The organism is Sandarakinorhabdus sp., assembly GCF_040398645.1.
Lineage (GTDB): Bacteria > Pseudomonadota > Alphaproteobacteria > Sphingomonadales > Sphingomonadaceae > Sandarakinorhabdus.
In genome coordinates this window covers 38,352-50,039 of record NZ_JBBATR010000010.1, presented here as the reverse complement: position 1 = coordinate 50,039, position 11,688 = coordinate 38,352, and the positions used below count along the sequence as shown (strand labels likewise).

The following is an 11,688-nucleotide window of genomic DNA, read 5'->3' as shown; positions in this document are numbered from 1 at the left end:
CTTTTCGCTGCGCTTCTGGGCGGTGACCACGATTTCGGCAGGCTCGGTGCCGGCGACTTCCTGGGCCAGGGCTGGCGCAGCGCAAACCGCGATCAAGGCGGCAGAGCTCATCAAAAAGCTACGGATCATGTCACTCCCCTTCATATCGGCCGGCCTATCCGGCAGGCACGGCTCATTGTTGGCCGCGCGTATGCTGGCGGCAAAACTATGTTTCGTAGCCTGCGTCAATCCGGCCGTGTCCACTTGTGGGCACGCTGTGGCAGCGCGGCCACAGTATGATGCGCGTTTACAGGCCCAATTCCGCCATTGTCACCACGCGCTGTTCACGTGCCGATATCTCCGCTGCCAGGCCCATCGCCACCGCGCGCAGGCCATCATCGGCGGTCACGATCACCGGCCCTTGCCCGCGCACGGCGGCTGCAAAATGCCGGTGCTGGAAGAAGGTCGATCCGTGATGCTGCCCGGCGGCCAGGGCGTCGGCCGGCGTTTCGACATGCCAGCGCTGCGCCTGCTTGGGGTTCATGAAGCCGACACGCGGATTGTAGATGATATCGCCGGCCGGGATCAGCACATCCAGCCGCGCCTTGTCGCCAGTGGCCAGGATTTCCTCCTGCTGCTCGGCGCCATCGGCAAACATGCACAGATCGAGCATGGCGCGCACGCCATTGGCGAAATCCACAACCGTGTAGCTGTTGTCGATGATGTCGGGCGTCTTGCCGTCGTAGCGCTCGTCCTTGTGGTTCACGTCCATGGCGCCGGAGCAGTAGACGCGCACCGGCTCCGCGCCGACGATGTGGCGCATCAGATCAAAGAAGTGGCAGCATTTTTCGACCATGGTGCCGCCGCTGTTGACCGCAAAGCGGTTCCAGTCGCCCACCTTGACCAGGAACGGAAAGCGATGCTCGCGGATCGACAGCATCTGCAACTGCCCGATCTTGCCGGCGTGGATATGGCCGACAAATTCGCTGACCGGCGGCATGAAGCGATATTCCATCGCCGTCCAGAAGGTCTTGTCATAGCCGCGCACCGCTGCGGCAACTGCCTTGGCATCGTCCAGCGTGGTCGCCAGCGGCTTTTCGCACAGGATGTGCAGGCCGGCATCCAGCAATGGCCCCAGCACATCCCGGTGGGTGAAATTGGGGGAGGCCACCACCACCGCGTCGCACAGCCCGGATGCGGCCAGCGCGGCGGCATCGGCAAACCGCGCCACATCATGACCGATGGCGCTTGTGGCGCGATCAAGGCAGGCCGGCACCGGATCGGCAATCGCCGTGATGGTGCCGCCGCCGAGCAGCTGGATGTTGGCGACATGCTCCAGCGCCATCATGCCGGTGCCAACAATGCCCCAACGGATCGTGTCTGTGCTTCCCATTTGCCACTTCCTCGCGCTATCAGACCAAAATGTCACACATTGCCCTTAGCCCGAATCTCCGCCCCCTCGGCAAGTCCCAATATCAGGTCAGCCCGCTGGCCTGGGGCATGTGGCGCTTTGCCGGCGATGATGTGGCGGCGGCGCACGCCCGCTGCATGGCCGCTGTTGCCGCCGGCATCAATTTTTTCGACACGGCCGATATCTACGGCCCCGACAATGACGAGGCGTTTGGCGCATCGGAATTGCTGCTGGGCCGCGTGTTCCAGGCCGATCCGGCGCTGCGCGGCCAGATCGTGCTGGCTTCGAAGGGCGGCATCCGCATGGGCGTGCCCTACGACAGTTCGCCGGCCTATCTGGTCGAAGCGGTGGATGCCTCGCTCAGCCGGCTGGGCGTGGACCGCATCGATTTGTGGCAGATTCACCGCCCCGACATGCTGGCGCACTGGGCCGATGTCGCGGGCACGCTGGATGCGCTGATTGCAGCCGGCAAGCTGGGGGCGGTGGGTGTATCCAATTTCACTCCGGCGCAAACCCGCGCGCTGGCTGCGCATCTGAAGGCGCCGCTGGTTTCGACGCAGCCGGAGTTTTCGTTGCTGGCCTTGCAGCCGCTGTTTGATGGCACGCTCGATTTGGCCATGGAAATGGGCCAGGCCGTGCTGGGCTGGTCGCCGCTGGGGCAGGGCCGGCTGGGCGATGGCGATCCGCGCCCGGGCCGCAAAACCGCCGAGGATGACCGGGTGGTCCGCACCAAGGCGGCGCTGGCCGCGCACGGCGCGCAATTTGGTGTGAGCATCGCGGCCACGGCCTATGCCTGGGTGCTGGCGCATCCCGCCGGCATCACGCCGATCATCGGATCGCAGAATCCGGCGCGCATTGCCGAGGCGGCTGACGCCTTCAAAGTCACCTTCACGCGCCATCAATGGTACGCCATCCTGGTCGCCTCGCTTGGGGAAAACCTGCCATGACAGCTGCTGCCAACGGCCCGGAGATCAGCTGGTTTTCGGCGCTGTGCGACGATGATTATGAATTTCTGGGCGTGCCCGATCCGGCGCTGCGCTCAAGCTGGGAACATTGCCGCAATATCGTGCTGACCGCCGAAAAGGGCGGTTTTGACAATATCCTGCTGCCATCGGGCTATCAGCTTGGCATCGACACGCAGATGTTTGCCGCCGCCATCGCCGCCCTCACGCACCGCATCCGCCTGCTGATGGCGATCCGCGTCGGCGAAACCTGGCCGCCGCAACTGGCCCGCCAGATTGCCACGCTCGATCAGATCCTGGGCGGCCGGTTGACCGTGAACATCATCTCGTCGGACATGCCTGGCGAGACCATCGCATCGGGCCCGCGCTATGCGCGCACCGTCGAGGTGATGAAGATCTTGAAAACCCTGCTCAATGGCGAGCCGCTGGATGTGGCCGGGGAGCATTATAATCTCAAACTGCCGCCGCCAAATGTGAAAACCGTGTCGGGCAAATGCCCGCCGCTGTATTTCGGCGGCCTGTCGCCAGATGCCCGCGATGCCGCCGCGCAGGCCGCCGATGTCTATCTGATGTGGCCCGACACCATGGACAAGGTGAAAGAAGTGGTCGCCGACATGACCGCCCGCGCCGCCAGCTATGGCCGCACCCTTCGCTTTGGTTACCGCGTGCACGTGATCGTGCGCGAAACCGAAAGCCAGGCCCGCGACGCGGCGACGCATCTTTTGTCAAAGCTCGATGCCGCGACGGGCGATGCCATCCGCGCCAAATCGCTGGACAGCCTGTCGGTGGGCGTGCTGCGCCAGGCCGAGCTGCGCGACGCCGCCAGTGCCAAGGACTCTGATGGTTATGTGGAGGACAATCTGTGGACCGGCATCGGCCGCGCCCGCTCCGGCTGCGGCGCGGCGCTGGTGGGTGATCCCGATCAGATTGCCGCAAAATTGCAGGCTTATCAGGCGGCTGGCATGGAGGCGTTTATCCTGTCCGGCTATCCGCACGCCCGTGAAGCCGATCTGTTCAGCCGCCACGTGCTGCCGAAATTGCAGCATGGCCCGCTGGTGATCTGATCCAGCCTGAAGTGAACTGACCATCATGACGTGAACAATGGCACTGCTGCGGCGGTGCCATCGTTGCTGTCCGGGCCGTCTCCACCTGTGCTGCCATAGGCCCGCTTTGGCGCCTACAGTGCCGCGCCCCGTTGCCGTTAACCTCGATATGGCACCGTACTCTCGCAATCTGCATTCGCAGCGGTCGTTTTCCGGAACGCCGGATCGGAATTCGTCAGTTGTGGCGGGCCGCGCTGCCACTCGTGGTGACCACGCCGGTGTGGGTCATCGTTTCAAAGGAGAATATGCTTGTGATCAATTTTTCAACAAAGCCGCTGTTCAAGGCGATCAGCAGCCGGCGCAGCCAGCGCGGTGCGACGGCACTGGAATATGCGTTGGTGCTGGCGTTTGTCGCGGTGGGCGTGCTCGCGGCGCTGAACACCCTTTCGGGCAGCTTGAAAACGACCATCGGAGGCGTGGGAACCACCGTGGCCGCCGCGCCGGCTGCCATCAAGTAACCAAAAGGCGGACCATGGCGATGCTGCCGCTTTCGGTGGCGGCATTGCCGCTCGCTTGTGCCGTTTCGGTGTTGCCCCTGCTGTGTGCGGCGCCGGTGTTGATGGCGGCGTGCGTCTCCGACGTGCGCCGCCGCATCATTCCTGATTGGAGCGTGCTGGCGCTGGCCGCGATCGGCATTGGCGCTGCCGTGCTCGGCGGCTCGCTGGCGGCGCACCTCGCGGTTGGCGGGCTTTGCCTGCTCACCGGCGGTTTGTTGGCGATATCTGGCCTGTGGGGCTGGGGCGATGCCAAGCTGCTTGGCGCGTCTGGCCTGCTGGTTGGTCTTGATGGGCTGGTGCCGTTCGCCAATGTCATGGTGCTCACGGGCGCTGGCCTTGCCCTGCTTTTGATCAGTTTGCGCCGCCCGGTTCGTGCCGGCCGGCTGCCGCTGCCGCCGGGCGCGCCGCGCTGGCTGGTGGCCGAACACCGAAGGCTGCGCGCCGCGCCTTCAGTGCCTTATGGGCTGGCCATTGCGGCCGGCACCCTTGCCGGGATGTGACCGCGATGCCCACGATGCTCAAACGACCGCGATTCCTGTTCATGCTGATGCTGCTGGTCACCATCCTGGCTGGCGGCGTGCAATGGGCGCTGTCGGCGCCTGATGCCAAGGCCGCGCCCGCAATGGCAGCGCCGGTGCCGGCGGCTGGCACTGTGCTGGTCAGCGTTGCCGGCAGCCTGCCGCCCGGCCACATGATCCAGCCCGGCGATCTGGCGGAACTGCCATGGCGCAGCGAAACACCGCCGGCCGGCGCCATCGCGGCTGGCAGCGATGCCGCCCGCGCCCTGGTGGGCAGCGTGACCCGCCGGGCCTTTGCCAGCGGAGAGCTGTTCCTGCCCGGCGCCGTGATCCTGCCCGGCGAACATGGATTTTTGTCGGCCCTGATCGCGCCGGGCCACCGCGCCATTGCCGTGGCCGTGGAGGCATCGACCGCGGCCGGCGGCTTGATCTGGCCGGGTGACCGCGTCGACGTGATCCTCACCCAGGAATTGCGCGACGATAATGTGCCGCTGGGCCAGCGCGTCCTGTCGGAAACCATCCTGTCGGATGCCCGCATCCTGTCCACCGATCAAAAACTTGATCCAGCCGCGCAAACAGCGGCCGATCCGGCAGCGATTGCCGGCCGGCCGGGCATCCCTGCCACCATCACCCTGGAAGTCACGCCGGCCGATGCCGAGCGGGTGACGGTGGCGGGCACGCTTGGCCGCCTGCACATCACCTTGCGCGCCGTGGCCAGCGAAGCGCCGGCAGCGCCGTCTGCTGCAACCTGGGCGGGCTCTGTCTCCCCCGGCCTGGCCACAGTGCGCCGCCAGCCGGCGCAATCCTTGTCTGCCGCGCCGGTGATGCCAGCGCCGGCTGCCAGTCCCGCCGCATCCTCGGCTGCCAGCGGCGAACTCGTGCGGATTTATCGTGGTTCAAATGGGGTGGTGAAATGAGGCATTTGATCTTGGCCGCAGCGTCGGTGCTGGCGCTTGCCGTGCCAGCCGCGGCGCAGCAGCAGCACGGGCAGCAGCACGGGCAGCAGCAAGTCGCCGCCCGGCAATTGCAATTGGGCGTGGGCGAAGCGCGGCTGATCGCGCTGCCCGGCAATGTGGCCAGCGCGCTGGTGGCGCGGCCCGAAGTGGCCGATATGCAGGTGCCGGTGCGTTCGCATGTGTATGTGTTTGGCAAATCGCCGGGCCGCACCAGCATTGCTGCGCTGGCCGCCAATGGCGATGTGCTGGCCAATCTGGACATCGAAGTGCTGCCGGATCTCACGCGGTTGCGCGCCGGGCTGGCGGCTGTGCCCGGCGCGCGGGCCACTGTGCTGGGCACGGCAATCGTGTTGGATGGCACCGTGGCCAGCCCGGCAGCGGCGGCCCGCGCCCAGACGTTGGCGATGGCAGCGGCAGGCGGCAAGGCTGATCAGGTGATCAATCAACTGGCGGTGGCGCTGCCATCACAGGTGAACTTGCGGGTGCGGGTGGCCGAAGTGTCGCGCACACTGGCCCGCGAAATCGGGTTCAACTTCGATGTGTTCGGCCGGGCCGGCGGCTTTGCGTTCGGATTGGCAACTGGCCGCAACGTGGTTGCGCCCGGCGGCGACATCTTGCGCAGTCCAAACGGGCTCAATTCGATTGCCTTGACCCGCCGCACCGACAGTCTCGACATGAACGCCGTGATCGACGCGCTGGAGGAGGAAGGCCTGGTCACCGTGCTGGTCGAACCCAATTTGACTGCGCGGTCAGGCGAGACGGCCAGCTTCCTGTCGGGCGGTGAATTTCCGATCCCGGTCAATCAGAATTTGAACAATATCGTGATTGAATTCAAACGCTTCGGGGTATCTCTGGATTTCACGCCAACTGTGCTGGACGAAGGCCGCATCAGCCTGAAAGTGCGGCCCGAAGTGTCGGAGCTGAACGATGCGGCCAGTGTCGAAATCCAGGATATTCGCGTGCCCGGCCTGTCGGTGCGCCGCGCCGAAACCACGGTCGAACTGGGCAGCGGCCAAAGCTTTGCCATTGCCGGGCTGGTGCGCGCCAACCAGTCCAACATCCGCCGCGCGGTGCCGCTGCTGTCGAACATCCCGGTGCTGGGCGCGTTGTTCCGGTCCACGCGCTTTCAACGCGAGGAAACGGAACTGGTCATCATCGTCACGCCCTATCTCGTGACTCCGGTCGCCCCGGCCGATCTGGCGGTTCCGACTGATCGCATCACGCCGGCGATCAGCACCGGCGATTTGCTTGCGGGCCGGGTGAAATCCCGCAAGCCCGCCAACAGCTTCATTCTGGAGTGAACACCATGCGCCTTTCGCCTTTTGCTGCCCGTTTTGTAAGCATGGCGGTGGGCCTGGGCTTTGCCCTGGCTGCATTGCTGCCAACCCCGGCCGCCGCCGAGCAACGCGGCGCGCCCCCTTCGCCCCCGCCGCCTGCTTCGCCCGTATCGGCGCCCGTTCTGGCCAAATGGGGTGAAAGCAACATCGCCAACCTGCGCGCAATGGCGCGGCCGGGCGATCTGGCGGCGCCGGCAGCGGCCACGCCGGGATCGGGCCAGCTGGAAGCGGCAGCCATTGCGCGCTTGCGGGACGGCAAGGTGATCGATTTGCTGCGCGAAGGCAGCATGGGCGGCGGCGCTGGCGCTGGCGCGGGCGCACCGCAATGAACGCCATCACGCCGATCACGCCGGGCGGCGATGGTGATCGCCTGCAATCCGTGCTGGCCTATGTCAGTGATGCCGATAGCGAAGCTGCGCTGAAGCGGGTTGCGGCGCATCTGGCCTTGCCGGGCTTTGAAGTGCGCCGCGGTGACATCACCACGGCCTCCCGCGATCTGCGCCAGCAACGTTCGCCGGCGCTGCTGCTGGTTGATATCACCGGCATCGATCGGGTGCTGGATGCTGTGCAGGCGCTTTCGGATGTGTGCGAACCGCAAATGCAGGTGGTGGTGATCGGCGATGTCAATGATGTCGGCCTGTTTCGCGGCCTGCTGCGCCTCGGCGTCACCGATTATTTGTTCAAGCCGCTGACGGCCGAATTGCTGGAGCAATTGATCTGGCGGCTGATGGGCGGATCGTCGCGCGATGGCGAGGCCCGGCTCGGCAAGCTGGTGGCCGTGACCGGCGCGCGCGGCGGCGTTGGCACCAGCAGCATTGCCGCCAATCTGGCCAGCTATCTGGCTGAAAAGGCCGGCCGCCGGGTCGTATTGATCGATATGGATGTGAACTGCGGCGCGCTGGCGCTGATGACCGGGGTGAAGCCCAATGCCGGCCTGGCCGACGCCCTTGAAGCGCCGGGGCGCGTGGATGATCTGTTTCTGGAACGGGCCACGATCAATGTGGGCAATCGGCTGGATCTGATGGCCAGCGAATTGCCGCCCGGGCGCGATGTGCCGATCACCGCCGAAGCCGCCGAAGTGCTGCTCAGCCGGCTGCAGCGCGTGTATCATTATGTTATCGCCGACATTCCGCAATCGGTCCTGGCGCGCTGCCAGCCGCTGCTGGCCAACGCCAACATGCAGGTGCTGGTCAGCGAAGCCACGTTGCTGGCGGCGCGGGACACCGCCGCCCGCCAAGACAGCGCCAGCCTGTTCACCCAGCGCCAGATACTGGTGCACAACAGCGCCGGCCGGCCCGGCGATCTGTCGGACGCCGATTATGTCAGTGCGCTCAAGCGGGCGCCCGATCTGGCAGTGCCGTGGCTGCCGCGCACCTTTGGGCAGGCGATCAATCTGGGGCAACCGGCCTGCCTGGAAGACAGCAAGGCCGAAGCTGCGATTGCCTTGCTGGCGCGCGAAATTTCCGGTCAATCTGTCGGCGCCGAAACGCCGCCGAGCTGGAAAGATCGCGCCGCGCGCCTGTTGGGCCTGACCGCATGAGCTTTGGCCGCAAATCCGCGCCCGCCGGCCACGCCGGCCAAACCGGCCACACCGGCCAAACTGGCCACACCGGCCAAACTGGTCTTGCCGGCAATACCGGCCTCGCTGGTGTTGCCGAAATCGGCAATAGCTTGGGCACCATAACGGCTGAGCCGCAGGCAGCCGTGCTGATGCGGGCCAGTGCCGAACAGTTTTCGGCGGTGCGCGCCGCCGCGCTGGGCAGTCTTGACCCTGTGGCCGTGGCGACGATGAACACGGTGCAGTTGAAACAGGCGATCATCACGGCGGTCGGATCGGTTACCAGTGAACTGCGGGTGCAATTGAATGCCCGCGAACTGATGCTGCTGGCTGATGAACTGGTTCACGACATGCTGGGGCTGGGGCCACTGGAACCGCTGCTCGCCGATGAACGGGTGACCGATATCATGGTCAATGGCCCGGAACGCACGTTCATCGAACTGGATGGCCGCTTGCAACAAGCCAATATCCGCTTTCGCGACAACGCCCATCTGGTGGCGATTGCCCAGCGCATCGCCAGCGCCATTGGCCGCCGCGTTGATGAAAGCAGCCCGCTGCTCGATGCGCGTCTGGCCGATGGCAGCCGCATCAACATCGTGATCCCGCCGCTGGCGCTGGATGGGCCGTGCCTGTCGATCCGCAAATTTGCCAAGCGCCGCATCGATCTGGCGCGGCTGGTGGAGTTTGGCGCCATGTCCGAAAATCTCGGCCGGGCGCTGGAGATCATGGCGCGCTGCCGCCTCAACATCGTGATTTCGGGCGGCACCGGTTCGGGCAAGACCACGCTGCTCAATGCGCTCAGCAGTTTTGCCGATCATAGCGAGCGGCTGGTCACCATCGAGGATGCCGCCGAATTGCAGCTGCAGCAGCCGCATGTCGTGCGGCTGGAAACGCGGCCGGCCAATCTGGAAGGCACTGGCGCCATCACCCAGCGCGATCTGGTGAAGAACGCGCTGCGCATGCGGCCCGATCGCATCATCATCGGCGAAGTCCGCGGCGGCGAAGCCTTTGACATGTTGCAGGCGATGAACACCGGCCACGACGGATCGATGTCAACGGTCCACGCCAACAACAGCCGCGATGCCCTGTCGCGCATCGAAAACATGGTGCTGATGGGGGCGATGGGCCTGCCGGCGGTGGCCATTCGCCAGCAGATCGTGTCGGCGGTGGATGTGATCGTGCAGGTGCAGCGCATGCGCGATGGCCGCCGCCGCATCACCCAGGTCACCGAAGTGGTCGGGCTGGAAGGCGATGTCGTCGTGTTGCAGGATCTTTTTCGTTTTGAATATGATGGCGAAAACCGTGATGGCACGCTGCGCGGCCAGTTTGTGGCCAGCGGCGTGCGCCCGGTCTTTCTGCCGCGGCTGAAATATTTCTCGCTCGATACGCTGTACAACAGCGTTTCGGCGGTTGCGGCGGCCTGACCATGCCGGACGGTTCCATCCTCGCAGGCCTGCCTGATTTTTCGGCGCTGCTGCCGGCCAGGCAGCGCCGCCTGGCCGGGCGGCTGGCGCAATTTCGGCCGATTGGCGCTGATGTTGTGCCAACCCGGCGGGCCAAACGGGCGCAATTGCCGGGCCTGCCGGGGTTGGTATTCGTGCTTGATCGCTTGCTTGGCATCGATCGCAGCACGGCCGCCGATGAAGGCATCAGTGCGCTGCCGGCGCTGCTGGCGGGCGCGCTTGCCGGCGCACTGGTGTTTGGCTGCCTCAACAAGCTGCTCGGCATGTCTGGCGCCGCAGCGGGCGGCATTGCCGTGGCCATTGCCGGTTTTGGCGGCCGCTACTGGGTGGGCGCGCGCCGCGATGCCATGCTGGCCCGCATGGAGGAACAATTTGCGCTGGCGCTCGGCGTGATCATCCGCTGCGTGCGCGCCGGCTTGCCGGTGGTGGAAGGCATGCGCGCGGTTGCCGCCGAAGTGCCCGCGCCCACCGGGCCAGAGCTGCGCCGCTGTGTCGATCAGGTGCAGCTGGGCGTGGATTTCGATGCGGCGCTTGCCAGCCTTGCGGATCGTTGCCCGCTGGCGGATTATCGCTTTTTTGGCGTCACCGTCAGCCTGCAACGCCAGACCGGCGGCAATCTGGCCGAAACGCTGGACAATCTGGCCGAAACCGTGCGCCGCCGCCGCGCGATCCGCATGAAGGCGCAGGCACTCACCTCGGAAACCCGCGCCACTGTGGCTGTGCTCGCCTTGCTGCCGGTTGGTGTGGCCGGGGTGATGCTGCTGGTATCGCCCGAGTATATCCTGCAATTGGTCAACACCGATGGCGGCCGCCGGCTGCTGGGCATTGCCCTGGTGATCCAGGCCTTCGGGCTGCTGGTCATCCGCCTGATTTCGCGCAAGATGCTGGCATGAACATCGGCCTGCTCGCGGTGTTGCTGCTGGTGCTGGCCGCGCTGGGCTGGCTGGCCTGGCGCCAGATCAGCCAGGAACGCCGCCAATTGCAGGCGCGGCTGCTGCTGGTGGCCCCCGCCCGCGGCAATCTTGCCCCCAGCCGCCCCGGCCCGCTGCGCCGGCTGGGGGACTGGTTGGCCGATAGCCCCCTGATCGGCAGCGCCGAGGTCGGGCTGCTCAGGCAGAATCTTTATGCCGCCGGGTTCATCGGCGCGGGCGCCGTGGATTGGTATGTCGGCTTCAAGGTGATGCTGGCCGGGCTGTTGTTCGGGCTGGCGCTGCTGTGGGTGCAGCTTGCGGCGCCCGCGCCGCTGCTGTCGCTGCTGGCGCTGCTCGGCGCGGCTGTTGCCGGGCTGAAAGGCCCCGATTTCGTGCTCGGCCAGCGTGCCGGTGCCCGCCGCAGCGCCATCGAACGCGGCCTGCCCGATGCGCTCGATCTGCTGGTGGTGTGCAGCGAGGCCGGCATCGGCCTCGAACAAGGGCTGGAACGGGTGGCGGTGGAATTGCGGCTGGTGCACCCGGCGCTGGCCGGCGAACTGTCGGTGACCGTATCGGAAATGCGGCTGCTGTCGGATCGCTTGCAGGGCCTGCACAACATGGGGGACCGGGTGCGGCTTGATAGCGTGCGGGCAATCGCATCGACCTTGTCGCAAACCCTGAAATACGGCACGCCGCTGGCCCGCGCACTGCGCACATTGACGGCTGATTTCCGGCTGGCCAGCCAAACCCGGATGGAAGAGCGCGCCGCGCGGCTGCCGGTGCTGATCACCCTGCCGATGATCCTGTTCATCCTGCCGGCAACGGCGCTGGTCGTCGCTGGCCCAGCCTTCCTGCAACTTATTGATTCCTTGGGGAGTATCGGCAAATGATCAAATCCCTCACGATGGCAGCGGCGCTGGTGATGGCTGCGGTGCCCGCTGCGGTGGGATCGGCATCTGGCCAGCCCGCCAGCCAGACTCCAGCGTTGGGGCC

General features: G+C 65.9%; 12 protein-coding genes. 11 read left to right on the top strand and 1 reads right to left on the bottom strand.

Annotation, left to right across the window (positions count from 1 at the left end):
* Positions 1-286: 286 nt before the first annotated feature.
* Positions 287-1,372, bottom strand: coding sequence for a Gfo/Idh/MocA family protein (locus ABWP50_RS04095; protein ID WP_353216720.1), 1,086 nt, complete (start codon positions 1,370-1,372; stop codon positions 287-289).
* A gap of 29 nt (positions 1,373-1,401) precedes the next feature.
* Here ABWP50_RS04095 and ABWP50_RS04090 point away from each other — a divergent pair, with 29 nt between their 5' ends.
* From ABWP50_RS04090 to ABWP50_RS04040, 11 genes are all read left to right on the top strand, one after another.
* On the top strand, positions 1,402-2,337 hold the full coding sequence (locus tag ABWP50_RS04090) for an aldo/keto reductase (protein ID WP_353216719.1): 936 nt from the start codon (positions 1,402-1,404) through the stop codon (positions 2,335-2,337).
* Positions 2,334-3,416, top strand: a complete 1,083-nt coding sequence (locus ABWP50_RS04085) for an LLM class flavin-dependent oxidoreductase (RefSeq protein ID WP_353216718.1) — start codon at positions 2,334-2,336, stop codon at positions 3,414-3,416. Before ABWP50_RS04090 ends, ABWP50_RS04085 begins: the two co-directional genes overlap by 4 nt.
* Positions 3,417-3,700: 284 nt before the next feature.
* Positions 3,701-3,913: a Flp family type IVb pilin gene (locus tag ABWP50_RS04080; RefSeq protein ID WP_353216717.1), complete on the top strand. Its 213-nt coding sequence runs from the start codon at positions 3,701-3,703 to the stop codon at positions 3,911-3,913.
* A gap of 14 nt (positions 3,914-3,927) precedes the next feature.
* Positions 3,928-4,452 carry a prepilin peptidase gene (locus tag ABWP50_RS04075; protein WP_353216716.1) on the top strand — a complete coding sequence of 175 codons (525 nt, stop codon included), beginning with the start codon at positions 3,928-3,930 and terminating at the stop codon, positions 4,450-4,452.
* Positions 4,453-4,457: 5 nt separating this feature from the next.
* Positions 4,458-5,387 (top strand): Flp pilus assembly protein CpaB, encoded by a 930-nt coding sequence (cpaB, locus tag ABWP50_RS04070; protein WP_353216728.1) that lies wholly within the window; start codon positions 4,458-4,460, stop codon positions 5,385-5,387.
* Complete coding sequence (locus ABWP50_RS04065; RefSeq protein WP_353216715.1) at positions 5,384-6,727, top strand: type II and III secretion system protein family protein; 1,344 nt, start codon at positions 5,384-5,386, stop codon at positions 6,725-6,727. Before cpaB ends, ABWP50_RS04065 begins: the two co-directional genes overlap by 4 nt.
* Positions 6,728-6,732: 5 nt before the next feature.
* Entirely contained in the window at positions 6,733-7,092 is a 360-nt protein-coding gene (locus ABWP50_RS04060; protein ID WP_353216714.1) for a hypothetical protein, read from the top strand.
* Entirely contained in the window at positions 7,089-8,303 is a 1,215-nt protein-coding gene (locus tag ABWP50_RS04055) for a CpaE/TadZ family protein (RefSeq protein WP_353216713.1), read from the top strand. The genes ABWP50_RS04060 and ABWP50_RS04055 overlap by 4 nt, the downstream gene beginning before the upstream one ends.
* Positions 8,300-9,745 (top strand): TadA family conjugal transfer-associated ATPase, encoded by a 1,446-nt coding sequence (locus ABWP50_RS04050; RefSeq protein ID WP_353216712.1) that lies wholly within the window; start codon positions 8,300-8,302, stop codon positions 9,743-9,745. The genes ABWP50_RS04055 and ABWP50_RS04050 overlap by 4 nt, the downstream gene beginning before the upstream one ends.
* Positions 9,746-9,747: 2 nt before the next feature.
* A complete protein-coding gene (locus tag ABWP50_RS04045; RefSeq protein ID WP_353216711.1) occupies positions 9,748-10,677 on the top strand; it encodes a type II secretion system F family protein in 930 nt (309 codons plus the stop codon).
* A complete protein-coding gene (locus ABWP50_RS04040; protein WP_353216710.1) occupies positions 10,674-11,585 on the top strand; it encodes a type II secretion system F family protein in 912 nt (303 codons plus the stop codon). The genes ABWP50_RS04045 and ABWP50_RS04040 overlap by 4 nt, the downstream gene beginning before the upstream one ends.
* Positions 11,586-11,688 lie beyond the last annotated feature (103 nt).

What these genes read in the sequence shown, in the direction of transcription:
- ABWP50_RS04050 (WP_353216712.1), top strand. Translation starts at nt 8,300, where the DNA reads ATGAGCTTTGGCCGCAAATCCGCGCCCGCCGGCCACGCCGGCCAAACC.
- ABWP50_RS04080 (WP_353216717.1), top strand. Translation starts at nt 3,701, where the DNA reads ATGCTTGTGATCAATTTTTCAACAAAGCCGCTGTTCAAGGCGATCAGC.
- ABWP50_RS04095 (WP_353216720.1), bottom strand. Translation starts at nt 1,372, where the DNA reads ATGGGAAGCACAGACACGATCCGTTGGGGCATTGTTGGCACCGGCATG.
- ABWP50_RS04090 (WP_353216719.1), top strand. Translation starts at nt 1,402, where the DNA reads ATGTCACACATTGCCCTTAGCCCGAATCTCCGCCCCCTCGGCAAGTCC.
- ABWP50_RS04065 (WP_353216715.1), top strand. Translation starts at nt 5,384, where the DNA reads ATGAGGCATTTGATCTTGGCCGCAGCGTCGGTGCTGGCGCTTGCCGTG.
- ABWP50_RS04085 (WP_353216718.1), top strand. Translation starts at nt 2,334, where the DNA reads ATGACAGCTGCTGCCAACGGCCCGGAGATCAGCTGGTTTTCGGCGCTG.
- ABWP50_RS04060 (WP_353216714.1), top strand. Translation starts at nt 6,733, where the DNA reads ATGCGCCTTTCGCCTTTTGCTGCCCGTTTTGTAAGCATGGCGGTGGGC.
- ABWP50_RS04075 (WP_353216716.1), top strand. Translation starts at nt 3,928, where the DNA reads ATGGCGATGCTGCCGCTTTCGGTGGCGGCATTGCCGCTCGCTTGTGCC.
- ABWP50_RS04045 (WP_353216711.1), top strand. Translation starts at nt 9,748, where the DNA reads ATGCCGGACGGTTCCATCCTCGCAGGCCTGCCTGATTTTTCGGCGCTG.
- cpaB (WP_353216728.1), top strand. Translation starts at nt 4,458, where the DNA reads ATGCCCACGATGCTCAAACGACCGCGATTCCTGTTCATGCTGATGCTG.
- ABWP50_RS04040 (WP_353216710.1), top strand. Translation starts at nt 10,674, where the DNA reads ATGAACATCGGCCTGCTCGCGGTGTTGCTGCTGGTGCTGGCCGCGCTG.
- ABWP50_RS04055 (WP_353216713.1), top strand. Translation starts at nt 7,089, where the DNA reads ATGAACGCCATCACGCCGATCACGCCGGGCGGCGATGGTGATCGCCTG.